The sequence below is a fragment of the Micromonospora sp. NPDC048986 genome (assembly GCF_040649335.1).
GTDB classification, from domain to species: Bacteria; Actinomycetota; Actinomycetes; order Mycobacteriales; family Micromonosporaceae; genus Micromonospora; species Micromonospora alfalfae.
In genome coordinates this window covers 248979-273493 of the sequence record NZ_JBEZFJ010000012.1, presented here as the reverse complement: position 1 = coordinate 273493, position 24515 = coordinate 248979, and the positions used below count along the sequence as shown (strand labels likewise).

Sequence of the window (24515 nt, the reverse complement as noted above, 5' to 3'; positions counted from 1 at the left end):
ATCGTGTTCATGAGGGGTAGCTCCTTCGGGGGTAGAACACCCCAACCACCAAGGGGGGCGGCGGCAGGGTGTGAGCACCTCGTCCGGCGCTGCACGTACGGGGAAAGTCTGGGGGGGTGACGCCCGCTCGGGCGTCGGGGTCGGCGACCTGCGAGCGGGGGCTCGTGGCGCCGGGACCCTGTGTAACGACCCGGGGGCCGGGGTCATTCCGGGATCGGCCCACCCGTCGGCACCCTCATCGTGGCGGTGCCGGTTGGTCGTTCGTGGGGACTGTAACGACCGGGCGCGGTCTGGCATTCCAGTCTGCGCGACCAGCCCTCAGGGGGCGGGCGGCGGGTCGGTGGTGCTGCGATCGTCAGGGTATGTAACGACCCCGACCCGGCCACGATTCCAGCCCACGAGTGCACCCGGCCACAGCTCAGAAACCCCGATTAAGGGACAAATCGCCCAGGCGGCACTGGGCCTGCGGCGTCGATTCGCCGCTTACCCGGGTGATCCACTCGGGATCACGGAAGACGGGGTATCCCGGAGGGGCGGACACCTCGAGTTCATGAGACCCGAGTCGATCACGAATCGGTCGGGCCGCACCGACTGCGCAAACCGGACAAGAAGGTCAGTGTCGGTAGGTTTCGGTGGCAAACCCGCGACGCGGCACGCGCCGGTTCGGGCTAGAGCGCCCCCTGACCCGAGAATCGCGGGCGCGGCGAACCCGGGTTTGGTTGATCAAGTGGGTGGCACGAGGGTGTCCGCCGGGTCCGCTTCAACTGACGGAGCCCCTGCTCACGGCCGGAAAATCGGTTGAGGTGACGGGGTGGTGCCGGCAGGCTGAGGTCTCCGCCACCCACATCCCGGAGGACTTTCCATGCGCCTGCTCCGTGATCTGTGGGGTACTTCGACCCGTCGTGTGACGATCGTGGCCGTCCTCATCGTGCTGGGTGCCGCGGGGCAGGCGGGCGCGTCGGCGCTGGCCGGTGCGGTGCTGGTGCATCGGTCGGCTGGTTTCTTCGCCGTGCTGGCCGCAGCCCTGGTTGCCGTTGTCCTCAGTGACCTCGCGGTGAGTCTGCTGATGGCCGGCCTGACCGCCGACTGGTCAGCGGACGTGCGTCGTCGACTCTGTCGCGTCGCTCTCGGGCAGGACCTGCCCACCCTGGAGACCACTCCGGTGGGCGAGTTGCTGGACCGCATCGACGGCGACGTCTATCAGGTGGCGTCGGCAATTCGTAACCAGGGCACCCGGCTCGCCCAGGGTCTCTGCGTCGGCCTGCTGTCGATGGTCGTGGCGGTGTACGTGTGGTGGCCGGCGGGGATCGCGATGCTGCTGCTCACTGTGGTGCTCGCGGTCGGCCTGCGCCGGCCCACGGCGCGGATCGGCCCGGCCCGGATGGCCGAGGAGGAGGCGTGGTCCGATCTGGCCGCCGTGATGGAGGAGGCGGTGCACGGCCAGGACGACGTACGCACCAGTCTGGCGCGGCCGTACGTGCTGCGGTTGTACGCGCGGCGGGCCTCCGACGTGCTGTCCCGTGGCCTGGTGGTCTGGGTGCTGTCCGCCCGGGTGGCGACGGTGGCCACCGCGACGATCCGGGCGGGCATCGGCGCTGTGGTGCTCGGCGGTGCCTGGGCGTTGGCCACCGGCCGGATCGACGCCGCCCGGCTCACCGCCATCTGGTTGCTCGCCCTGGCCTTCGGGGCGACCGCTGAACACGTCAGCCGGATGGTGCCGGAGATCCAGGAGGCGCTCGGCGCGTGGGCGCGGGTGCAGTTGCTCTACAAGGCCAGACAGGAGCCGGTCGGTGGGGCCAGCCCGAGCCAGGGTGACCTGCGCATTCGGGACCTGACATTCGGGTACGGGGAGAGTGGCCGTGGGGCCGCGCTGCGCGGGCTCAGCCTCACCTTCGCGCGCGGTCGCTCGTACGCGCTGATCGGGCGGACCGGTTCGGGCAAGTCGACGCTGGCGAAGGTGCTCACCCGGGCGGTCGACGTGCCGCCGGGCACCGTCTTTCTCGGCGGAACCGACGTGTGCGACCTCGACGTCGAGCAGTTGCGCCGCTGGGTGGCGTTGGTGCCGCAGCGCACCGAGATCCTGGCCGGCACTCTCGCCGAGAACGTGGCGCTGTTCGACAGGGAGTTGCTCGACGCGGCGGCTCGGGCGCTCGACGAGCTGGGTCTGGCCAGCTGGATCGCCGAGCTGCCGGACGGGTTGACGACCCGGTTGGGGGAGGGCGGGCATGTGCTCTCCGCCGGTCAGGAGCAGTTGGTGGCGTTCGCCCGGATCCTGGTCCGGGAGCCGCACGTGGTGATCCTCGACGAGGCCACCGCGCGGCTGGACCCGGTTACCGAGGCGCGGGTGCAGCGGGCCACCGAACGCCTGCTGCGTGACCGGATCGGCATCGTCATCGCGCACCGACTCTCCTCGGTGCGCCGCTGCGACGAGGTGGTCGTCCTGGCCGACGGCGCGGTGGTCGAGGCCGGTCCGCTGGAGACGTCGACCCGCTTCGCCGAACTCCTGGCGACCAGCCACGCCGCCGCGTACGCCACTGTGGCGCCGGCCGGTCGTACCGGCGTCGGCACCGACCTGCTGGTCGGCCCCGGCCCGGCCGACGCCTGGCCGAGCGAGCCGCCGCCGACCCGGATCGAGCCGGTCGGACCGGCGGAGCGGGCCACAGCGGTCGGGCCGACCCGGGCCGACCCGCCGCCGCTGCCGCCGGTGCCGCCGGCCCGGACGCTGCGGGAGATCTTCCGGCTCTGCACCAACGATCCCCGCTACGGTGCGGCGGCGATCGTGCTGTTCCTCGGTCTCAGCCTGCTCGGGCTGGACGGCCCGGTGCTGCCCTGGCTCTGGGCGGACCTGGTCGACGGGACCGGTAACCCGTACCTGCCGGCGGTGGGGATCGTCGCCGGGCTGCTGGTCACCCTGCCGCTGCCGTTCTACACCCACGTCTGGTTCCCGCAGTGGTGGGTGCGGCAGATGCTGCGGATCGGCCTTCGCCTGGTGCACGGCCAGACCGGGCCGCGCCGGGTCAGCTCGCACACCCCCGCCGAGGTGGTGGCGCAGGGTGGGGACACCGAACGGGTGGTCCAACTCGCCGACAACGTGCTGGACCAGACCGTCGCGCTGGTGCTCGTGGTCGCCATGACGGCGGTCACCGGCAGCGTCGTACCCGGGCTGTTCTTCCTCGGCACGATGGTCGTCTCCGGGCTGGCCGCGACGTTGTTCGGGCCGAAGCTGGAGCGTGCGGCCCGGGCGACGGTGGCGGCGCGGGCCTCCTTCGCCACGGCGCTGGTCTCCGCTCTCTCCGCGGCGCGGACGGTGAAGCTCGCCGGCGCTACCACCGCGGTGCTGCGCCACCTGGCGAGCCTGGACGTGCTGCGCAGCGACAGGCAGCGGCGGGAGATCTCGGTGCAGGTGTGGGCACGATCCACGCCATCGATGGCCAGTGGGCTGTTGCCGATCGGCGCCTGGGCGCTCTACCTGAACGGCTCGCTCTCCGCCGGGGCGGTGCTGGTGGCCGTGTCCACCCTGGGCGCGGCCCGCTGGTTCGCCTGGACGACGGCGTCGTTGATCTCGCAGCTGCCCTCGGCGCGGGTCTGGACCCGACGCACGGTGGCGATGACCGGGGTGAGCGCGTACTCCGCTGGGGTGCCGGAGGTCGACCTGACCGCCGGGACGGCGCCCGCGCCGACCATGCCGCCCCGGCATCCGCTGCGCCGGCTGGAGCTGCGCGGCTTCGGGGTGGTGCACTCCGACGGCACTGTGGCCGTCCGGGACGTGGACCTGACCGTGCAGCGCGGGCAGTTGGTGCTGGTCGTCGGGCCGGTGGGGTCGGGCAAGTCGTCGTTGCTGCGCGGGCTGGCCGGGATCGTGCACCACACCGGCGAGCTGGCCTGGAACGGTGATCTGGTCACCGAGCCGGAGCTGTTCCTGCGTCCCAACCAGGTCGGCTACGTCGGTCAGTTGCCGCGGGTGCTCTCCGGCACGGTGGCCGACAACATCGCCCTCGGGCACCAGGTGGACGCGGCGGGGGCGGTCAGCACCGCCCAGCTCGACCATGACCTGGCCGCCGCCGGTGGTGGGCTGGGCCTGCTCATCGGGCACAAGGGCACCCGGCTCTCCGGCGGGCAGTTGCAGCGGTTGGCGCTGGCCCGTGCGCTGGCCCCGCGTACCGAACTGCTTGTCGCCGACGACGTGTCGTCGGCGCTGGACGTCACCACCGAGCTGGCGCTGTGGCAGGCGTTGCGCGGCCACGGGGTGACGGTTGTCGGCTCGACAGCGAAACGCGCCGCGTTGGTCCGGGCCGACCACGTGGTGGTGCTGCTCGGCGGCACGGTGGCCGCCCAGGGCACCTGGCAGGACCTGGAGGGCGACTGGTCACACCTGGCCGGTTGACCGGCGGTCGGGCGGCCGCCGCGTGAGCGGCCGCCCGACCGGTGGGGATCAGGAGGCGCGGGCGTACTGGGCGGGGCCGGAGTACGCGACGCCGAGCTTCGCGGCGGCCCGGCGCGGCCAGTACGGGTCGCGCAGCAACTCCCGGCCCAGCAGCACCAGGTCGGCCTCGCCGCTGGCGACGATCTGCTCGGCGTGCTCGGGCTCGACGATCAGGCCCACCGCGCCGGTCGGTACGCCGGCCTCCCGGCGGATCTGCGCGGCCAGTGGCACCTGGTAGCCCGGGCCGAGCGGGACGCGCTGGTCAGTGCTCACCCCACCGGAGGACGCGTCGACCAGGTCGACGCCGACGCCGGCCAGCTCACCGGCGAGCACCACGCTGTCCTCGATCGTCCAGCCGCCCTCGACCCAGTCGGTGGCGGAGATCCGGGTCAGCACCGGCACGTCCTCGCCGACCGCGGCGCGCACCGCTCGGGCCACCTCCAGGGTGAGCCGCATCCGGGCGGCCCGGTCGCCGCCGTACGCGTCGGTGCGGTGGTTGGTCAGCGGCGAGAGGAACTCGTTGAGCAGGTAGCCGTGGGCGGCGTGGATCTCCACGGCGGCGAAGCCGGCGTCCAGCGCGCGAACGGCTCCGGCCGCGAACGCCTCGACCACCCCGGCGATGCCGGCCTCGTCGAGGCTGGTCGGCGTCCGGTAGTCGGCGGTGAACGGCTCCGGGCCGGGGGCGACGGGCGTCCAGCCGCCCTCGGCGTCCGGCACGCCACCGCGCTGCGGCGCCCACGGCCGGTACGTGGAGGCCTTGAAGCCGGCGTGCGCGAGCTGCACGGCCGGCACCGCGCCGTGGGCGGCGACGAACGCGGTCACCGGTCGCCAGGCGTCGACGTGCGCACCGGACCAGAGGCCGGTGTCCTGCGGGCTGATCCGGCCCTCGGGGAGTACGGCGGTCGCCTCGGTCAGCACCAGGCCGGCGCCGCCGACCGCGCGGCTGCCGAGGTGGATCAGGTGCCAGTCGGTGGGCAGGCCGTCCGGGCCGGCGGAGTACTGGCACATCGGTGCCATGGCGATCCGGTTGGGCACTGTGACAGCGCGCAGGGCCAGGGGAGTGAACAGGGAACTCATCGCATCATCCTCTCCGACACGGCGACGGGCCCCCGGGGAGAGGGGCCCGTCGCCGTGCTGGTGAATCGGTCAGGCAGGAACGGGGCTGAGCTCGGGCCGGGTGTCGGCGACCGGCTCCGGGTCGGTCAGGTCACGCCGACCGGCGGACTCGTACGCCTCGCGGTCGAGAATGCCCTCGCGGGCGGCGACCACCGTCGGCACCAGCGCCTGACCCGCGACGTTGGTGGCGGTGCGGATCATGTCCAGGATCGGGTCGATGGCCAGCAGCAGGCCGGCGCCGGCCAGCGGCAGGCCCAGCGTGCTGAGGGTCAGGGTGAGCATCACGATCGCGCCGGTCAGGCCGGCGGTGGCAGCCGAGCCGACCACGGAGACGAAGGCGATCAGCAGGTAGTCGCCGATGCCGAGGTGCACGCCGAACACCTGGGCCACGAAGATCGCGGCGAGGGCCGGGTAGATGGCGGCGCAACCGTCCATCTTCGTGGTCGCGCCGAAGGGCACAGCGAACGAGGCGTACTCGCGGGGCACGCCGAGTCGCTCGACGGAGCGTTGGGTCACCGGCATGGTGCCGACCGAGGAGCGGGACACGAAGCCCAGCTGGATCGCCGGCCAGGCGCCGGCGAAGAAGCGCACCGGGTTGAGGCGGCCAGCCAGGATCAGCACCAGCGGGTAGACCACGAACAGCACGATGGCGCAGCCGACGTAGACGGCTGTGGTGAACTTCGCGAGGGGGGCCAGCAGGTCCCAGCCGTACGAGGCGACGGCGTTGCCGATCAGGCCGAGGGTGCCGATCGGGGCGAGTCGGATGACCCACCAGAGCGCCTTCTGGACGATCTCCAGCAGGGAGCGGTTCAGCGCCACGAACGGTTCGGCGGCTTCGCCGACCAGCAGGGCCGCGGCACCGATGACGACGGCGAGGAAGACGATCTGGAGGACGTTGCCCTCGACGAACGCGCCGACCGGGTTGGTGGGCACGATGCCGGTGAGGAAGTCGGTCCACGAGCCGGTGTTCTTCGGCGGTGCCGCGCCACCCAGGTCGAGGGTCACGCCCTTGCCCGGGTTGGTGAGCAGGCCGAGGCCGATGCCGATGCTCACCGCGATCAGCGCGGTGATGCCGAACCACAGCAGGGTCTTGACGGCGAGCCGGGCGGCGTTGGCGACGCCGCGCAGGCTGACCACGCTGACCACGATGGCGGTGAAGACCAGCGGCGGCACGGCCAGCTTGAGGAGTTGGACGAAGAGGCTACCGACTGTGTGCAGGGTGCTGGTCAGCCAGCTCAGGTCGTTGCTGCGGGCAAGGAAGCCCAGCGCGACGCCGAGCACGAGGCCGAGCAGGATCTGCACGGAGAAGGGAATTTTGCGCAGGCTGAAGGGCATGAGGATGTATCCAATTGTCCGGTCCGATCGGGGCAGGCGTAGGAACGCGGCTAGCCCGGACAGATGCCACTGGCCTGCAGTCGGAGATCGACATACAGGCGGACAGTGAGGCCCCAGACATTGGTCATCGCTGGCCGACGATACGCCGATTCCCGCTCATCGGAAGGACCGGGCGGGGTGAGGCTCCTTACAGAGGGCCAGCGCGGTGGCGGTGCCCAGGCCCCACAGCACCGCGAGGGCGAGGATCAGCCGTTCCAGCACCCCCACCACCGGGCCCCGACCGATCACGAGCATCGCCAGCCCCACAGTGGCACAGAGCGGCAGGGCCAGCACGGCGGCCGCCCCGGCCAACCGACGCACCGTCCGGCCGGCCGGCCCGGAGACGGCCAGCGTGATCATGGCAAAGACCACCGCCGCGGTCGCCGCGATGCTCGCGCCGCCGTGCACCAGGTCCGCCGTCGTCGCGCGCTCGAACGGCGGCAACGGGCAGCCGCCGGAACAGGTGACCGCCCCGGACACGGCGGTGAACACGGCCCCGGTGGCGAGCAGCGCCGGTGCAGCCGCCCACACCCCGGGAGGCAGCGCCGCGCCGATCAACAGCAACGCGCCGGCAAGGGCCAGGATCCCGATCCGGTACGTCGCGGCGTGGGCGCTGCCGGCGATGCCCGCCTCGCTGACGTACCCGGCGAGCCCTGGACCGGGGCCGGCGACCACGGCCAGCGTCACCGCCACCGCACCGGCCAGCGTGCAGCCGGCCGCCGCTGACCCGGCGACCCGGCGGGCGACCTCGCCGCGGGCCCTCGGCACTGTCGGGGCGGCCGGCCGACCCGGCTCAACCACGCCCGTGCGGCGTGCTCCAGCCGGACTCGTCCGGCCCGAGTGGCACGATGCCGCTGGGATTGATCTCCCGGTGCGTGCCGTAGTAGTGCCGCTTGATGTGGTCGAAGTCCACCGTCTCGCCGAAACCCGGCGTCTGGAACAGGTCCCGGGCGTACGCCCAGAGCACCGGCATCTCGGTCAGCTTGTTGCGGTTGCACTTGAAGTGCCCGTGGTACGCGGCGTCGAAGCGGACCAGCGTGGTGAACAGCCGCACGTCCGCCTCGGTGATCGTGTCGCCCATCAGGTAGCGCTGCCCGGCCAGCCGCTCGGAGAGCGTGTCCAGCCGGGCGAAAAGCGCCCGGAACGCCTCGTCGTACGCGTCCTGGGAGGTGGCGAACCCGCAGCGGTAGACGCCGTTGTTGACGTCGGTGTGGATCTCGGCCATCAGCGCGTCCATCTCGGGGCGCAGCGCCTCCGGGTAGAGCTCCGGCGACCCCGCCCTGTGCAGCGACCGCCACTGCGTGGAGAAGTCGAGGGTGAGCTGCGGATAGTCGTTGGTGACCACCCGACCGGTCAGTGTGTCCACGAGCGCCGGCACCGTCACCCGGCCGGTGTAGTCCGGGTCGGTGGCCAGGTACGCCTCGGAGAGGAAGCTCACTCCGAGCACCGGGTCGAAGCCGTCCGGGTCGAGGGCGAACGCCCAGCCCCGCTCGTCCCGGATCGGGTCGACGGTGCCCAGTGAGATCGCGTCGTCCAGCCCGAGCAGACCGCGCACGATCCTCGCCCGGTGCGCCCACGGGCAGGCCCGGCACCAGATCAGCCGGTAACGGCCGGCCTCCAGCGGCCAGCGGTCCTGCTCGTCCGGGCCGCCGCCGGGTGGCGAGGTGGAGTCGGCGGTGACCCGACCGGTGAACCGGTTCGGCTGACGGACGAACGCGCCGCCGCCGCTGGTCTCTGCGCTGAACTGGGCCCGGGCCATGCCGTCAACCTATCCGCTGCGGGCGCGGATATCCTGGCGGCCGGCAGCCCTCGTGACCCGGTGGGCCTGCCCCACCCCCGCCGTCTGCACCCCCTAAGGACTCGCGATGACCGTGGCATACCTGGTGGCCGGTGTCCGTACCCCGATCGGCCGGTACGCGGGCGCGCTGGCCGGCGTCCGCCCGGACGACCTGGCCGCGCACGTGATCCGAGAACTGGTCGCCCGCCACCCGTCGGTGGACTGGGCCCGAGTCGACGACGTCGTGCTCGGCTGCGCCAACCAGGCCGGCGAGGACAACCGCAACGTGGCCCGGATGGCGGCGCTGCTGGCCGGGCTGCCCGAGGAGGTGCCGGGCAGCACTGTCAACCGGCTCTGCGGCTCGGGCCTGGACGCGCTCGCCAGCGCCGCCCGGTCCATCGTCGCCGGGGACGCCGAGCTGGTGATCGCCGGCGGGGTGGAGAGCATGAGCCGGGCGCCGTTCGTCATGCCGAAGGCGACGTCGGCGTACTCCCGCTCGGCCGAGGTTTACGACACCACCTTGGGCTGGCGGTTGGTGAACCCGTTGATGCGTGACGGGTGGGGGGTCGACTCAATGCCGGAAACGGCGGAGAACGTGGCAGCCGAGTACGGCGTCAACCGGGCCGAGCAGGACGCCTTCGCGTACCGGTCGCAGCAGCGTGCGGCCAAGGCGCAGGCCGACGGCCGGTTCGCCGAGGAGATCGTGGCGGTGTCGGTGCCGGCCGGTCGTCGCCAGACCCGGCTGGTCGAGGTCGACGAGCACCCCCGGGAGACCTCGCTGGAGAAGCTGGCCGCGCTGCCCACCCCGTTCCGCGACGGCGGGACGGTGACCGCCGGCAACTCCTCGGGCGTCAACGACGGCGCTGTCGCGTTGCTGGTGGCCAGCGAGGCGGCTGTCGCCCGGTACGGCCTGACCCCGCTGGCCCGGATCGTCGGCGCGGCGGCGGCCGGTGTGCCGCCGCGGATCATGGGAATCGGCCCGGTGCCGGCCACCCGCAAGCTGCTCGATCGCGTCGGCGTCGAGTTGGGCGCTGTGGACGTGGTGGAGCTGAACGAGGCGTTCGCCGCGCAGTCCGTGGCGGTGTTGCGTGAGCTGGGGCTGCCAGTGGACGCCGACCACGTCAACCCGAACGGTGGGGCCATCGCGCTGGGGCACCCGCTTGGCGCCAGCGGCGCGCGGCTGGCGCTGACCGCCGCCCTGGAGCTGCGCCGTCGCGGCGGCCGCCGGGCTCTGGCCACCATGTGCATCGGCGTTGGTCAAGGCATCTCGCTGTTGCTGGAGTCAGCCGCCTAGAGTGGTCCACACCACACGACCCGCGGGTCGACCGGTGCCCACGCGTGCCCGCTGCGCGCCCCGACGCCGGTGCCGTCCCGCGCTGCGGCGATGAACTGGGGAGCACGCTGATGCCGGACGGACTGCCGACCGAGATCGATCTGACCAGGCCCAGCGCGGCCCGGGTGTACGACTACTTTCTGGGTGGAGCGCACAACTTCGAGATCGACAGGCAGTTGGCGGAGCAGATCGCCAGCATGACCCCGAATCTCGCCGCCACGATGCGCTCCGGTCGGGAGTTCCTGCGCCGGGCCGTCCGGGTCCTGCTCGACGCCGGCATCGACCAGTTCCTCGACATCGGCTCCGGAATTCCCACCGTGGGCAACGTGCACGAGGTGGCGCAGGGAGTGAACCCCAAGGCCCGCGTGGTGTACGTCGACATCGACCCGGTGGCGGTCGCGCACAGCCGGGAGTTGCTGGCTGGCAACGAGTTGACCGGTGTCATCCACGCCGACCTGCGTGAGCCGGAGCGGATCCTCACCGAGACCCGACAGCTCGGGCTGATCGACTTCAGCCGTCCGATGGGCATCCTGCTGGCCGGGGTGGTGCACTTCATCCCGGACGCCGACCGGCCCGAGGCGATCCTGGCCACCCTGCGGGCCGCTGCCGCGCCGGGCAGCTTCCTTGTCGTCTCCCACTCCACCTTCGAGGACCAGCCGCAGGAGATGCTGGACGCGCAGCGCCTCTCCGCCCGCACCGCCACCGAGATCACTCTGCGCTCCCGCGCTCAGGTCACCGCTCTCTTCGGCGACTGGACCGTTCTGGAACCGGGCGTGGTGCACATGCCGCTCTGGCGCCCGGACTCACCGTCCGACGTGGACGAGCACCCGGAGCGGTTCGGTGCCTTCGGGGGCGTCGCCCGGTACGACCAGCCCGCCGGCTGATCTCGTGGCCGCCGTCCCGGATCCCGCCGGGGTCGATGCTGGCCGGGATCTCGCCGGGGTCGATGCCGGCCGGGATCTCGCCGGTTGGGCGGACGCCCAGGGCTACGCCGCCGACTGGGCCCGCGCGGTGCGTCGACTCGGTTTCGTGCCGCTCAGCGTGGCCGAGACCGAGCGGCTGCTGCTGGCGCACACGATCCGGCTGGCCCAGGCGGTACGGGCGGAGCCGTTCAGCGCCCACCCGGCCGAGGAGGTCGGGCGGGCCCTGGTGGAGGCGCACCTCACCGAACCGCAGGCCCTGGAGTGGACGCTGCACGCGCTCGGCGCGACGTTCGGGCGTCGGGTGCTGGGTGACGGTGACCGACCGGCCGACCTCGCCGACCGGATCGCGGCGGTGCAGGGCGGGCTGGCCGCCGGGTTCGCCCGTGCGCTGCGCGACCGCACCTTCAGCCAGCAGGAGCGGATCGCCCGGTCGGCCTGGCAGGCGCGCGACGAGGTCGAGCAGGCGCTACGCGAGAGCGAGGCACGGTTCCGGGCGGTGTTCACCGGCGCCGCGATCGGGATCGGGATCGCCGGCGTGGACGGTCGGATCATCGACGTCAACCAGGCGTTCGCGGACATGCTCGGCTACTCGATCGAGGAGTTGCGCGAGATCGACGTGGCGGCGCTGTTCCACGCCGACGACGCCGCCGGGATGTGGGAGCTGTACCAGGAGCTGATCGAGGGAAAGCACGACGCCGCCCGGGTGGAGAAGCGCTACTACCGCAAGGACGGCACAGTGGTCTGGACGGATCTCGCCGTCTCGCTGATCCGACACGATGGCCGGCCGCGATTCACCGTCGCGATGATCGAGGACATCACCGAGCGGTACGAACTCCAGCAGCGGCTGCGCTTCCAGGCGCTGCACGACCCGCTGACCGGGCTGCCCAACCGGACGCTGTTCTTCGAAACGTTGGGTCGGGTGCTCGACACCGCGGACGCCGGGCAGCGCGTCGGGGTGTGCTTCCTCGACCTGGACGGCTTCAAGGCGATCAACGACAGTCTCGGCCACGACCTCGGTGACCGGCTGCTGGTGATGATCGGCCGACGGCTGGCCGCGTGCGTGGCCGACCACGGCCACCTGGTCGCCCGGATGGGGGGCGACGAGTTCGTGATCCTCGTCGACGGAGGGGACGACACCGACGACCCGGTCTCCGTCGCGGAGGCCGCGCTGGCCGCGGTCGCGGCCCCGGTCCACGTCGGTGAGCACCAGCTGGCCGTCTCGGCCAGTGTGGGCATCGTGCAGTGCCCGGCCTCGGAGACCAGCGCGTCCGAGCTGATGAAGGCCGCGGACACCACGCTCTACTGGGCCAAGGCGGCGGGCCGGGGCCGGTGGGCGGTCTACGACCCCGAGCGCGGCGCCCGGGACATCGCCCGCGCGGCGCTGGTCGCCGGGCTGCCCGCCGCCCTGGAGCGGGGCGAGTTCGTGCTGCACTACCAGCCGATCGTGTCGCTGCTGGAGGGCACCATGCTCGCGGTGGAGGCGCTGGTCCGTTGGGAGCATCCGGAGTTGGGCCTGATCGGGCCGGACCGGTTCATCGGGCTGGCCGAGGAGACCGGCCTGATCGTCCGGCTCGGCGAGTGGGTGCTGCGGCGGGCCTGCGAGGACGCCGAACGGTGGTGGCGGGAGTTCCCCGACGCCAGGCTGGTGGTCAGCGTCAACCTGGCCGCCCGGCAGGCCGACGAACCGGCCATCGTGGACACTGTCGCCGACGCGTTGCAGACCAGCGGGCTGCCTGCGGAGCTGCTGCAACTGGAGCTGACCGAGAGCGCCGTGATGGGCAGCGCCGGTGAGCCCCTGCGCAGCCTGCACCGGCTCGCCGCGCTCGGCGTACGGCTGGCAGTGGACGACTTCGGCACCGGGTACTCCAACCTGGCGTACCTGCGCCGGTTGCCGATCCACTGCCTGAAGCTCGCCGGCCCGTTCGTGGAGGGCATCCGCGCGGACGGGACGGACGTGGCGGCCGACCACCGCGACGAACGGATCGTGGACGCGTTGGTCCGGTTGGCGCACGCCCTGGAGCTGTGGGTCACTGCCGAGGCGGTGGAGACCGGCGTGCAGGCGGAACGGCTGCGGGCGCTGCGCTGCGACACCGGGCAGGGCCGATACTTCGGTGCGCCCGCCCCGGCCGAGGTGATCACCGCCCGGCTGCGCGGCGGAGCGTTGACGTGAGTGGAGGACCGTTGCGGTCCGAAGGGTGGCGACAGAGGGTGGCGGCGTGGACCTGACGGACTCGCAGACGGCGGTGACGGTGGTGGCCGGGCTGGCCATCCTGGCCGGGTTGGCCGGTGTGGTGGTGCCCGGTCTGCCGGCGCTGCCGCTGTGCTGGGGCGGGGTGCTGCTCTGGGCGGTCTTCGGCGGCGCCGGCCTGGGTGGCTGGGCGGTGTTCGCCGCCGCCACACTGGTCGCCGGGGGCGGCGCCGTGATCAAGTACGCGTGGCCGGGCCGGAATTTGAAGCGCACGGGTGTGCCGACGTCCACGCTGCTCGCCGGTGGGGTGCTCGGCATCATCGGGTTCTTCGTGGTGCCGGTCGTCGGACTGGTGCTCGGCTTCGTCGCCGGGGTGTGGGCGGCCGAACGGCTCCGGCTGGGCAGTAACCAGCTCGCGTGGCCTTCGACAGTGCAGGCCCTGAAGGCCGCCGGCCTGTCGATGCTCGTGGAGTTCCTGGCCGGCCTCCTGATCGCGGCTTTCTGGGTAGCCGGCCTCCTCCTGACCTGACCTGACCCCGGTTCCCGCCGGTGATCAAGAGGTTTGCGTCAAAATTCGGGCCCGGTTTGACGCGAACCTCTTGATCAACACGAGAAGAAGAGGGGCGCGGGGCACTTTTCGGGTACGGCGGAGTGGCCGTACGTGAGAGAGAGGCGTGCCCCGCGCCACCGGGTCGGGCGGTCCGAGCGCCCGGAGTCGGCCCTTGTCGGGCCTGGTCACCGGTCCAGGATGCCGGGCGGGGCGGCCGATCGGCAACGCAATTAGCCCGACGGCGGCGAGATTCCCACCGACTACGTATTGACCGCCTTGATCGGCCGGGTCGACACTTTGCCCACTCGCACGCGGAACCACCTCAGGGAGGTGTGCAGTGGCCACGACGCCCGTGCCGACCGCCGAGCAACCTTTGGACGACGATGCCCGGCGGCTCGCCGAACTCGGCTACAAACAGGAGTTGCGCCGTAAGTGGAGTGGCTTCTCCAACTTCGCCATCTCCTTCTCGATCATCTCGATCCTGGCCGGCTGTTTCACCACCTTCGGTCAGGCGTGGAACAACGGTGGCCCGGTCGCCATCTCCTGGGGCTGGCCGCTGATCTCGCTGTTCATCCTGATCATCGGCTTCTGCATGGCGGAGTTGGTGTCGGCGTATCCGACCGCTGGTGGGATCTACTGGTGGGCGGCCACCATGGGCCGCCCGGTGCACGGCTGGTTCACCGGCTGGCTGAACCTGATCGGTCTGGTCGCCGTCACCGCCTCGGTGGACTACGGCTGCGCGACGTTTCTCAACCTCACCCTGTCGGCGCTCTTCGACGGTTGGGCCGGGACACTGCGTCAGGCGTTCGTCCTCTTCGTGATCATCCTGGTGCTGCACGGGCTGATCAACATCTTCGGGCACCGGATCATCGACGTCCTTCAGAACGTCTCGGTCTGGTGGCACGTTGCCGGCGCGGCCGTGGTGGTCGCCATCCTGGTCTTCGTGCCCGACAACCACCAGAGCTTCCAGTTCGTGTTCACCGAGCGGTTCAACAACTCCGGCTTCGGCGACGGGGACATCGGCGGGCTGACGTTCTGGTTCTACGTGCTGCCGCTGGGCTTCCTGCTGACCCAGTACACGATCACCGGCTTCGACGCCTGCGCGCACGTCTCCGAGGAGACCCGGGGCGCCTCCCAGGCCGCGGCCCGCGGACTCTGGCAGTCGATCTTCTACTCGGCGGTCGGCGGCTGGATCCTGCTGCTGGCGTTCCTCTTCGCGGCCACCGACGTCGAGGCGGTCAACGCCGCGGGCGGCTTCTCCGGCGCCATCTTCGAGTCCGCGCTGACCCCGGTCTTCTTCAAGATCGTCATCATCATCTCGACCATCGGCCAGTTCTTCTGCGGCATGAGCTGCGTGACCTCGATGAGCCGGATGGCGTACGCGTTCAGCCGGGACCGTGCCGTACCCGGATGGCGGCTGTGGTCGACTGTCGACCGCAACGGCACCCCGGTCAACGCGATCATCGGCGCCACGGTGGCCGGCCTGGTGCTGACCCTGCCGGCGCTGTACGAGAGCTCCGCCGGTATCCCGATCGCGTTCTACGCGGTCGTCTCCGTCGCGGTGCTCGGGCTCTACCTGTCGTTCCTCATCCCGATCGCGCTCCGGCTGCGGATGGGCGACCGGTTCGTCCCCGGACCGTGGACGCTGGGCCGCAAGTACAAGCTGCTCGGCTGGATCGCGGTGATCGAGATCGCGATCATCGCCGTCTACTTCGTGCTGCCGATCGTGCCCGCCGGGGTGCCCGGCAACGACCTGTTCACCTGGTCGGCGGTGAACTACGCGCCGCTCGCCGTCGGCGGGGTGCTCCTGGTGGTCGCCGTCTGGTGGTACGCCTCGGCCCACAAGTGGTTCACCGGCCCGGTCCGTACCGTCGAAGAGCCCGCTGTGGCGGACGACCCGGCGCCGGCCGACGGCCCGCTCTGACCGGCACCCGGCGGGACGGGCGGTGCTGCCGTCCCGCCGGCCGGCGGTTGGGTTTGCCGCACGTGCCGCCGCGGGCATTGACGGTGATCCGGTTTGCCAGTAGACCTTGGTGATGGAGGCCCGCGAATGAGGAAAGCTCCGCTCACGCTGGAACAACTGCGGGTCGCCGTCGCCGAGGGCGAGATCGACACCGTGGTGCTGGCCCTCGTCGACATGCAGGGCCGGCTGCAGGGCAAGCGGCTCCACGCCCCCTTCTTCCTCGACCAGGTGGTGGCCAACGGCAGCGAGGGCTGCAACTACCTGCTCGCCGTGGACGTCGACATGAACACCGTCGACGGGTACGCGATGTCGAGCTGGGAACGCGGCTACGGCGACTTCGCGATGGTGCCGGACTTCGCCACCCTGCGCCGGGTGCCCTGGCAGCCCGGCTCCGCCCTGCTGCTGGCCGACCTGACCTGGCTCGACGGCTCAGGTGACGTGGTCGCCTCGCCCCGGCAGATCCTGCGTCGGCAGCTGGACCGGCTGGCCGAACGCGGGCTGACCGCGTACGCCGGCACCGAGTTGGAGTTCGTGCTGTTCCGCGACTCGTACGAGGACGCCTGGCAGCGCGGCTACCGCGACCTCACCCCGGCCAACCAGTACAACGTCGACTACTCGCTGCTCGGCACCGCCCGGGTGGAGCCGCTGCTGCGCCGCATCCGCGTCGAGATGGCCGGCGCCGGGCTCACCCCGGAGAGCGCGAAGGGCGAGTGCAACCTCGGGCAGCACGAGATCGCCTTCCGGTACGACGAGGCGGTGGCCTGCGCTGACCACCACGTGATCTACAAGAACGGCGCGAAGGAGATCGCCGCCCAGGAGGGCATGTCGATCACCTTCATGGCCAAGCCGAACGAGCGGGAGGGCAACTCCTGCCACATCCACTTCTCGCTTCGGGACCAGTCCGGCTCGTCGGCGATGCTCGGCGACGGACCGGCGCACCTGTCGCAGACCGGGCAGCGGGTGCTCGCCGGGCTGCTGGCCACCATGCGGGAGTTCAGCCTGCTCTTCGCTCCGAACATCAACTCCTACAAGCGCTACCAGCCGGGGTCGTTCGCCCCGACCGCGCTGCGTTGGGGTGTCGACAACCGCACCTGCGCGCTGCGCGTGGTCGGGCACGGGCAGGGCATGCGGGTGGAGAACCGGGTGCCCGGCGCCGACGTCAACCCGTACCTGGCGATCGCCGGGCTGGTCGCCGGGGCGCTGCACGGCCTCGACGGCGAGCTGGAGCTGGGTGCGGAGTGCACCGGCAACGCGTACGACGACCCGGAGGCCGAGCGGGTTCCCGGCACCCTGCGCGACGCCCTGGCCCTCTGGGAGGGTTCCACGGCAGCCCGCGAGGCGTTCGGCGACGAGGTGGTGGCCCACTACGCCAACCAGGCGCGAGTCGAGCTGGCCGCCTTCGACGCCGCGGTGACCGACTGGGAGCTGACCCGTGGCTTCGAACGCCTCTGATCCGCGCCCCACCCCCTGCCACCGGGTCGATCATGGACTTGTGCTGGGCGGAGAGTCCCGTGAGGCGGCTTTCGTGGGGCAGCACAACTCCATGATCGACCGGGACGGGGAGGGGTGCGGCGCGTGACGGTTCTGGTGGATCCCGCTCGCGGGGTGGGGTTTCGGGAGGTCGCGGCGGCCTCTGTGGACGAGGTTGACGCGGCCATCTCCGCCGCTGCCGTGGCATTCGAGACCTGGCGTCAGGTGGGGGCGGGGGACCGGGCGCGGTTGCTGCGGCGGTTCGCCGCGGTGGTCGACGCGCATCTGGACGAGTTGGCAGTGCTGGAGGTGCGCAACTCCGGGCACACCATCGGCAACGCCCGGTGGGAGGCGGGCAACGCCCGCGACGTCCTGGACTACTACGCCGGCGCGCCCGAACGGTTGACCGGGCGGCAGATCCCGGTGCCCGGCGGGTTGGACGTCACCTTCCACGAGCCACTCGGTGTGGTTGGCGTGATCGTGCCCTGGAACTTTCCGATGCCCATCGCCGCCTGGGGGTTCGCCCCGGCGCTGGCCGCCGGCAACACAGTGGTGCTCAAGCCCGCCGAACTGACCCCGCTCACCGCGCTGCGCCTGGCCGAGTTGGCCCGCGAGGCCGGCCTGCCCGACGGCGTCTTCACCGTCATCCCGGGCGAGGGCTCGGTGGTGGGGGAGCGGTTCGTCACCCACCCGGCGGTCCGCAAGATCTGCTTCACCGGCTCCACCGAGGTCGGCACCCGGATCATGGCCGGCTGCGCCGCCCAGGTGAAGCGACTCACCCTGGAGTTGGGCGGCAAGAGCGCGAACATCGTGTTCGCCGACGCCGACCTGGAGCGCGCCGCCGCTACCGCGCCGGGCGCGGTCTTCGACAACGCCGGCCAGGACTGCTGCGCACGGTCGCGGATCCTGGTCCAGCGTTCGGTGTACGACCGGTTCCTGGAGCTGCTCGAACCAGCGGTGCGCGCGGTACGGGTCGAGGATCCGTCCCGCGACACCGCGGAGATGGGCCCGTTGATCTCGGCGGTCCAGCGGGACCGGGTCGCCGGTTACGTGACCGGCGCGACCGTCGCCTTCGCCGGCTCCTGCCCCGACGGCCCCGGGTTCTGGCACGCGCCCACCGTGCTGCTGGCAGACTCGCCGGCCGACCGGCACTGGCGGGAGGAGATTTTCGGCCCGGTGGTCTCGGTGCTGCCGTTCGACGACGAGGCGGACGCGGTCCGGCTCGCCAACGACACCGAGTACGGCCTCTCCGGCTCGATCTGGACCCGGGACGTGGGGCGCGCGCTGCGGATGGCGCGCGCCGTCGACTCGGGCAACCTCAGCGTCAACTCGCACTCCTCGGTGCGCTACTGGACCCCGTTCGGAGGGATGAAGCGCTCCGGGCTCGGCCGCGAGCTGGGCCCGGACGCGCTGCACTCCTTCACGGACGTCAAGAACGTGTTCATCGCGACGGAGGAGTGACGCCAGTGCAGGGTCGGTTGCAGGACCGGGTGGCAGTGGTCACCGGAGCAGGCAGTGGCATCGGGTTGGCCACCGTGAGACGGTTCGCCGCCGAGGGGGCCCGGGTGGTCTGCGTGGACATCGACGCGGCGGCCGGTACGAAGGCCGCCGAGGAGTGCGGCGGCGAGTTCGTGGCCACCGACGTGGCCGACGGGTCGGCGGTACGCGACCTGTTCGACGGGGTGGCCGACCGGCACGGCCGGGTGGACATCGCGTTCAACAACGCCGGCATCTCACCGCCCGACGACGACTCGATCCTGGACACCGGCCTGGACGCGTGGGAACGGGTGTTGCGGGTCAACACCACCAGCGTCTACCTGTGCTGCAAGTACGCCATTCCGCACATGCGTCGGCAGGGCAAGGGCTCGATCATCAACACGGCCTCGTTCGTGGCGTTGATGGGTGCGGCCACGTCGCAGATCGCGTACACCGCGAGCAAGGGCGGGGTGCTGGCGATGACCCGGGAGCTGGGTGTGCAGTTCGCCCGTGAGGGCATCCGGGTCAACGCCCTCTGTCCCGGCCCGGTGGCCACCCCGTTGCTGCTGGAACTCTTCGCCGCCGACCCGGAGCGGGCCGCCCGCCGGCTGGTGCACGTGCCGATGGGACGCTTCGGGCAACCGGAGGAGATCGCCGCCGCGGTGGCGTTCCTGGCCAGCGACGACGCCTCGTTCATGACCGCCGCGCAGTTCGTGGTCGACGGCGGCATCACAGGCGCCTACGTCACGCCGCTATGAGAAGGCCGCTGATCGGGATCAGCGCGTACGTCGAACCCGCCGACTGGGCGGTCTGGCGGGGTGTGCGGGCGGTGCTGGTGCCGGAGGCGTACGCGCTGGCGGTGGCGGCCGCGGGTGGCCGGGCGGTGGTGCTGCCACCGGACGACGTGGACGCGGATGTGGTGGCAGTCCTCGACGGGTTGCTGTTGGTCGGTGGCGCGGACGTCGGCCCGGGGCGGTACGGCCAGCCGCCCGACCGCCGTACCGAGGATCGGCCGGACCGGGACGCCGGCGAGTTGACACTGTTGGCCGCCGCGCTCGCCGCCGAGGTGCCGGTGCTGGGCGTGTGCCGGGGAATGCAGTTGCTCGCTGTCGCGTACGGCGGCACGTTGCACCAGCACCTGCCCGACGTGGTGGGCCACGAGGCGCACCGCCCGGCGCCAGGGGTGTACGGCGCGCACGCGGTGCGGTTCGCGCCGGGGAGCCTGGCCGCATCGGTGCTGGCCGGGGTCGACCAGGTCAACTCGTACCACCACCAGGCGGTCGCCGATCCGGGCCGGCTCACGGTGACCGGTTGGGCGGGGGACGGGGTGGTCGAGGCGGTGGAGGACCCGGCCCTGCCGTTCGTGCTCGGAGTGCAGTGGCATCCGGAGAACGAGTCGGACCCCGCCCCGATCACGGCGTTGGTGCGGGCCGCCGGCCGGCGGGTGTGACCGGGATCGCCCCCGCCCGTGGGCGGCACCGGTGGGAGGATCGGCGCATGGGCAAGGTCTATCCGGAGATCGACCGTCGACTGCGTGACTTCATCGCGGCGCAGCCGCTGTTCTTCGTGGCGACCGCCCCGTCCGGGGTCGAGGGGCACGTCAACGTGTCACCGAAGGGCATGCGGGGCACGTTCGTGATCCTCGGCCCGCACCGGGTGGCCTACCTCGACTATCACGGCAGTGGGGCGGAGACCATCGCCCACCTGCGGGACAACGGCCGCATCACGCTGATGTTCTGTGCCTTCGACGGCCCGCCGAAGATCGTCCGGTTGCACGGTCGGGGCAGCAGCGTCGTGGTCACCGAGGACGCCTTCGCCGATCGGCTCGCCGAGTTTCCCGCACCGCCGGACGTGCACGCCGTCCGGGCGGTCATCACTGTCGAGGTGCAGCGGGTCAGTGATTCCTGCGGATACGCGGTGCCACTGATGGACTTCCGCGCCGAACGTGATCTGTTACTCACCTCACACTCGCGCCGCAGCACCGATGATCTGGTCGTCTACCGGGCCACCAAGAACGCGGCGAGCATCGACGGACTGCCGGTCTTCTGACTCGTCAGGGCGTTCCGGCCACCGCCGTTCGACGCCGCCGTCGGCCCGCACTGTCCGGTGCCCGACGGCCCAGGCGTACGTAACCAGCGTCCATCGCTCGTGATGCGTTACGTTGCTGGTCCGCTGGGGTACAAGTCGGAGCACGGCGGGTGAAGATCAACGGTCGAGGGGTACGGCCGGAGCGGGAGGCTGCATGAGCTCGGCCCAGGGGGGCGCGGACATTGGGCATGCCGCCCTGTCCGGTCGTGAGACCCCGCCGATGCTGGCGGCCGCGTTCGCGGCCGGCGGCGAGATGGGCGAGCGGCTGGCCTCCTTCGACTGGTCCTCAGGCCCGCTGGGTGAGCCAGGTCAGTGGCCCCCGGCGCTCTCCAACGCGGTCGGCATGATGCTCGCCTCCAGCGCGCCGATCGTCATGTTCTGGGGCGACGAGCAGTTGGCCTTCTACAACGACGCCTACCGGCCGACCATCGGCGGCAAACACCCGGACGTGATCGGCCAACCGGCCCGCGTCCACTGGGCGGAGACCTGGGCGGTGCTCGGCCCGCTGCTCCACAGCGTCCGGAGCACCGGCCGCTCCTATCGCGGTGAGGACCACCCCTTTCTGCTGGACCGTTACGGTTTCGTCGAGCAGACCTACTTCAACGTCTCGTACGACCCGATCCGGGGGGACGACGGCTCGGTCAGTGGCGTCTACTGCATCGTCAGCGAGACCACCGGGCGGGTGCTCGGCGAGCGTCGACTGCGAGCGTTGGCCGAGCTGGGTGCCGAGCTGAGCGACATCGGCAGCGCCACGGAACTGGGTCGGACGGCGGCCGGGGTGCTCGACCGGCACCGGGCCGACGTGCCGTTCGCCCTGATCTGTCTGGCCGACGACAACGGCCAGCTCACAGTGGCCGGCTGCGCCGGCGCCACCCCGCCCGCCGGCGATGTCGCAGCGCAGCTGTTGCCCCGGCTGACCGCCGATGGCGGGCCCGCCACGATCGAGGTGGCCGCTCTGCTCGACGCGTTGCCTGTCGACGCCGGCGACCAGGCGCTCGTGCTGCCGCTCACCGCGACCAACGAGACCGTCGGCGCGCTGGTCGTCGGCGTGGCCCGTCAGCTGCCGCTCGACGACGACTACCGCGACTTCCTCGGCCTGGTCGCCGCCCAGATCTCCCGGGCGCTCGGCACCCAGCGGGCGTACGAGCAGGAACGGGCCCGCGCCGCCGAGCTGGCCGCGCTGGACCGGGCGAAGACCAACTTCTTCGCCAACGTCAGCCACGAGTTCCGCACCCCGCTGACCCTGGTGCTCGGCCCACTGGAGGACATGCTCGCCGACCCGGAGCTGCCGGCCACCGAAACCGACCGGCTCACCATGATGCACCGCAACGCGCTGCGCCTGCTCAAGCTCGTCAACACAGTGCTGGACTTCTCCCGGTTGGAGTCCGGTCGGCTCGCCGCCCGCTACCAGCCCACCGACCTCGCCGGTTACACCGCCCGGCTGGCCAGCACCTTCCGCTCGGCCACCGAGCGGGCCGGGTTGCGACTGGTGGTGGACTGTCCGCCGCTGCCGACGCCGGTCTTCGTCGACCGGGACATGTGGGAGAAGATCGTCCTCAACCTGGTGTCGAATGCTGTCAAGTTCACCTTCGACGGTGCGATCCGGGTGCGGATCCGGGCCGTCGATGGCGCGGCCCGCCTGGAGGTGACGGACACCGGCATCGGCATCGTGCCGGACGAACTGCCGCACGTCTTCGAAAGGTTCCACCGGGTCCCCGGGGTGCGGGCACGCACCCACGAAGGCACCGGCATCGGCCTCGCGCTGGTCCGGGAACTGGTCGAGATGCACAGTGGTGAGGTCGGTTTGACCAGCCAGGTCGACGTGGGCAGCACCTTCACCGTGACCGTTCCGTTCGGCTCGGCGCACCTGCCGGCGGACCGGGTGGCGGCGTTCGACCCGCTGCCGGTGGGTGAGCCCGAGCAGGCCCGGCTCTTCGTGGCGGAGACCGCGCTCTGGGCAGGTGTCACGTCGGCACCCGAGCTCGACCGGCAGCGGGCGAACGGCACCTCGGCCGGCCGGATCCTGGTCGTCGACGACAACGCCGACCTGCAGGAGCACGTCAGTCGCCTGCTCTCCCCGACCTGGGACGTGGTCACCGCGAACGACGGGCTCGACGCCCTGCCACTGGCCCGCGAGGGTGGGTTCGACCTGGTGCTCACCGACGTGATGATGCCCCGGTTGGACGGGTTCGGGCTGGTGAGCGCGTTGCGCTCGGATCCGCGTACCCGGCACGTGCCGATCGTGTTACTCTCCGCCCGCGCCGGCTCCGCGGAGGCGGTCGCCGGTCTCGCCGTCGGCGCCGACGACTACCTCACCAAGCCGTTCTCCGCGCAGGAGTTGATCGCCCGGGTCCGGGCCAACGTCGAGCTGGGCCAGTTGCGCGGGCAGATCATCCGCCGGCTCCGGGCATTGGCCGACGCGGCGGTGGCGGTGAACACCGCCAGGTCCACCGCCGACGTGCTCCAGGTCGCCGCCCGGCACGCGTTGAGCCTCGCGGAGGCGGCTCGCGTGGTGGTCACCGCGGCCGATGCGCGCTTCGAGGCGGACGGCGGCGGCACCACCGCCGCCGATCCGTCCTTCGTGGCCGAGCTGACCGGCACGACCGGCAAGCAGCTCGGTGAGCTGCAGGTCTGGCGGGCAGCCGGCGACGAGGCGCAGGCCGACGACGCCGCGTTGACCCAACTGGCCCGACTCGTCGGGGTGCGACTGGAGAACGCCCAGCTCTACGAGGCCGAACATCGCATCGCCACCACCCTGCAGCACAGTCTGCTGCCCAGGTCGCTGCCCCAACTGCCCGGCGCGGTGGTGGCCAGCCGTTACCTGCCCGGCAGCGCCGAGGTCGAGGTGGGCGGCGACTGGTACGACGCGATCGCGCTCAACGGCGACGAGCTGGTGCTGGTCATCGGCGACGTGGTCGGTAAGGGCGTCCGGGCCGCCGCGGCGATGGGGCAACTGCGCAACGCGTTGCGGGCGTACGTGCTGGAGGGCTTCGATCCGGGTGAGTCACTGACCCGGCTCAACCGGCTGGTCGGCTCCACCGAGGGCCGCTCCTTCGCGACTGTGGTCTGTCTGCTGTTCAACCCGGGCACCGGTCGACTGCGATACGCGAGCGCCGGTCACCCGTCCCCACTGTTGATCACCGGAGGCGACGTGGCGTTCCTGCATGACCGGGCGCTCGGTCCACCGGTCGGCGCCCTCCCCAACGCGACGTACGAGTCGGTCGAGGGCGAGTTGCCGGCCGGCACTCGACTGCTGCTCTACACCGACGGGCTGGTCGAGGACCGCCAGCTCGGCATCGATGCCGCACTGGCCCAGCTGCGCATCGACGCGGCCACGCCGAGTGAGCACGTGGTGGACCTGATCGACGCGGTGGTCGGGCGGGTCACCGGACGGCCGCGCCGCGACGACGTGGCGGTTCTCGCCCTGGAGGCGGCGGAGCTGAACCGCTTCGCGCTGCGGCTCCCGGCGGACCCGACCCGGCTCAGCGTGCTCCGGAAGCGGCTGGAGGACTTCCTGGTCGCGCACTCCGTCGGCGAGACCGACCTGTTCGACCTGACCGTTGCCGTCTCCGAGGCCGCCGCCAACGCCATCGAGCACCCGGTCCACCCCGCCGAGGCCACGATCAGTGTCGAGGTGGCCATCGAGGATCGGACGGTGACGGCCACTGTGCGCGACAGCGGGCAGTGGCGGGAGTCGACCGGCTCCGGCTTCCGGGGCCGCGGTCTGGCCCTGATCAGAGCGCTGGGCGACCTGTCGGTACGGCGTACCGCCGAAGGCACCGAGGTGACGCTGCGCCGGCAGTTGCAGGACTGACCGCGCGCCCGGCGGCGGCC

The 24515-nt window shown here is 71.7% G+C and carries 16 protein-coding genes; 12 read left to right on the top strand and 4 right to left on the bottom strand.

What is annotated here, in order from left to right; all coding sequences use genetic code 11:
- Window positions 1–862 precede the first annotated feature (862 nt).
- Window positions 863–4384 carry an ABC transporter ATP-binding protein gene (locus AB0B94_RS24400; RefSeq protein ID WP_357284484.1) on the top strand — a complete coding sequence of 1174 codons (3522 nt, stop codon included), beginning with the start codon at window positions 863–865 and terminating at the stop codon, window positions 4382–4384.
- 48 nt (window positions 4385–4432) lie between these two features.
- On the opposite strand, the gene AB0B94_RS24395 is transcribed toward AB0B94_RS24400, so the two are convergent.
- The 4 genes from AB0B94_RS24395 to AB0B94_RS24380 form a co-directional block, all read right to left on the bottom strand.
- Window positions 4433–5500, bottom strand: coding sequence for an NADH:flavin oxidoreductase/NADH oxidase (locus tag AB0B94_RS24395; protein WP_357284480.1), 1068 nt, complete (start codon window positions 5498–5500; stop codon window positions 4433–4435).
- 69 nt (window positions 5501–5569) lie between these two features.
- Window positions 5570–6862 (bottom strand): dicarboxylate/amino acid:cation symporter, encoded by a 1293-nt coding sequence (locus AB0B94_RS24390; protein WP_357284535.1) that lies wholly within the window; start codon window positions 6860–6862, stop codon window positions 5570–5572.
- Between the two features lie 168 nt (window positions 6863–7030).
- A complete protein-coding gene (locus AB0B94_RS24385) occupies window positions 7031–7714 on the bottom strand; it encodes a DUF998 domain-containing protein (protein WP_357284476.1) in 684 nt (227 codons plus the stop codon).
- Entirely contained in the window at window positions 7707–8672 is a 966-nt protein-coding gene (locus AB0B94_RS24380) for a glutathione S-transferase C-terminal domain-containing protein (RefSeq protein WP_357284473.1), read from the bottom strand. Before AB0B94_RS24380 ends, AB0B94_RS24385 begins: the two co-directional genes overlap by 8 nt.
- 106 nt (window positions 8673–8778) lie before the next feature.
- On the opposite strand from AB0B94_RS24380, the gene pcaF reads away from it, so the two are divergent.
- The 11 genes from pcaF to AB0B94_RS24325 all read left to right on the top strand — a co-directional run bounded on the left by pcaF (window position 8779) and on the right by AB0B94_RS24325 (window position 24495).
- Window positions 8779–9984 (top strand): 3-oxoadipyl-CoA thiolase, encoded by a 1206-nt coding sequence (pcaF, locus tag AB0B94_RS24375; protein ID WP_357284469.1) that lies wholly within the window; start codon window positions 8779–8781, stop codon window positions 9982–9984.
- Between the two features lie 110 nt (window positions 9985–10094).
- Window positions 10095–10907, top strand: a complete 813-nt coding sequence (locus AB0B94_RS24370; protein WP_357284465.1) for an SAM-dependent methyltransferase — start codon at window positions 10095–10097, stop codon at window positions 10905–10907.
- Between the two features lie 4 nt (window positions 10908–10911).
- Window positions 10912–13116 carry an EAL domain-containing protein gene (locus AB0B94_RS24365; RefSeq protein ID WP_357284461.1) on the top strand — a complete coding sequence of 735 codons (2205 nt, stop codon included), beginning with the start codon at window positions 10912–10914 and terminating at the stop codon, window positions 13114–13116.
- 46 nt (window positions 13117–13162) lie between these two features.
- The gene (locus AB0B94_RS24360; RefSeq protein ID WP_357284458.1) at window positions 13163–13663 is read left to right on the top strand and encodes a DUF456 domain-containing protein; all 501 of its coding nucleotides are present in this window, start codon (window positions 13163–13165) and stop codon (window positions 13661–13663) included.
- A gap of 358 nt (window positions 13664–14021) precedes the next feature.
- Entirely contained in the window at window positions 14022–15608 is a 1587-nt protein-coding gene (locus AB0B94_RS24355; RefSeq protein ID WP_357284455.1) for an amino acid permease, read from the top strand.
- A 126-nt stretch (window positions 15609–15734) separates the two neighbouring features.
- Window positions 15735–17099: a glutamine synthetase family protein gene (locus AB0B94_RS24350; protein ID WP_357284451.1), complete on the top strand. Its 1365-nt coding sequence runs from the start codon at window positions 15735–15737 to the stop codon at window positions 17097–17099.
- A gap of 123 nt (window positions 17100–17222) precedes the next feature.
- On the top strand, window positions 17223–18578 hold the full coding sequence (locus AB0B94_RS24345) for an aldehyde dehydrogenase family protein (protein WP_357284448.1): 1356 nt from the start codon (window positions 17223–17225) through the stop codon (window positions 18576–18578).
- A 5-nt stretch (window positions 18579–18583) separates the two neighbouring features.
- Window positions 18584–19351, top strand: coding sequence for a 3-oxoacyl-ACP reductase (locus tag AB0B94_RS24340; protein WP_357284445.1), 768 nt, complete (start codon window positions 18584–18586; stop codon window positions 19349–19351).
- Complete coding sequence (locus AB0B94_RS24335) at window positions 19348–20043, top strand: gamma-glutamyl-gamma-aminobutyrate hydrolase family protein (RefSeq protein WP_357284442.1); 696 nt, start codon at window positions 19348–19350, stop codon at window positions 20041–20043. The genes AB0B94_RS24340 and AB0B94_RS24335 overlap by 4 nt, the downstream gene beginning before the upstream one ends.
- A gap of 47 nt (window positions 20044–20090) precedes the next feature.
- Window positions 20091–20642 carry a pyridoxamine 5'-phosphate oxidase family protein gene (locus AB0B94_RS24330; protein ID WP_357284437.1) on the top strand — a complete coding sequence of 184 codons (552 nt, stop codon included), beginning with the start codon at window positions 20091–20093 and terminating at the stop codon, window positions 20640–20642.
- 193 nt (window positions 20643–20835) lie between these two features.
- On the top strand, window positions 20836–24495 hold the full coding sequence (locus tag AB0B94_RS24325; protein ID WP_357284433.1) for a SpoIIE family protein phosphatase: 3660 nt from the start codon (window positions 20836–20838) through the stop codon (window positions 24493–24495).
- The last annotated feature ends 20 nt before the right edge of the window (window positions 24496–24515 follow it).

What these genes read in the sequence shown, in the direction of transcription:
- AB0B94_RS24400 (WP_357284484.1), top strand. Translation starts at nt 863, where the DNA reads ATGCGCCTGCTCCGTGATCTGTGGGGTACTTCGACCCGTCGTGTGACG.
- AB0B94_RS24395 (WP_357284480.1), bottom strand. Translation starts at nt 5,500, where the DNA reads ATGAGTTCCCTGTTCACTCCCCTGGCCCTGCGCGCTGTCACAGTGCCC.
- AB0B94_RS24380 (WP_357284473.1), bottom strand. Translation starts at nt 8,672, where the DNA reads ATGGCCCGGGCCCAGTTCAGCGCAGAGACCAGCGGCGGCGGCGCGTTC.
- pcaF (WP_357284469.1), top strand. Translation starts at nt 8,779, where the DNA reads ATGACCGTGGCATACCTGGTGGCCGGTGTCCGTACCCCGATCGGCCGG.
- AB0B94_RS24370 (WP_357284465.1), top strand. Translation starts at nt 10,095, where the DNA reads ATGCCGGACGGACTGCCGACCGAGATCGATCTGACCAGGCCCAGCGCG.
- AB0B94_RS24350 (WP_357284451.1), top strand. Translation starts at nt 15,735, where the DNA reads ATGAGGAAAGCTCCGCTCACGCTGGAACAACTGCGGGTCGCCGTCGCC.
- AB0B94_RS24335 (WP_357284442.1), top strand. Translation starts at nt 19,348, where the DNA reads ATGAGAAGGCCGCTGATCGGGATCAGCGCGTACGTCGAACCCGCCGAC.
- AB0B94_RS24330 (WP_357284437.1), top strand. Translation starts at nt 20,091, where the DNA reads ATGGGCAAGGTCTATCCGGAGATCGACCGTCGACTGCGTGACTTCATC.
- AB0B94_RS24325 (WP_357284433.1), top strand. Translation starts at nt 20,836, where the DNA reads ATGAGCTCGGCCCAGGGGGGCGCGGACATTGGGCATGCCGCCCTGTCC.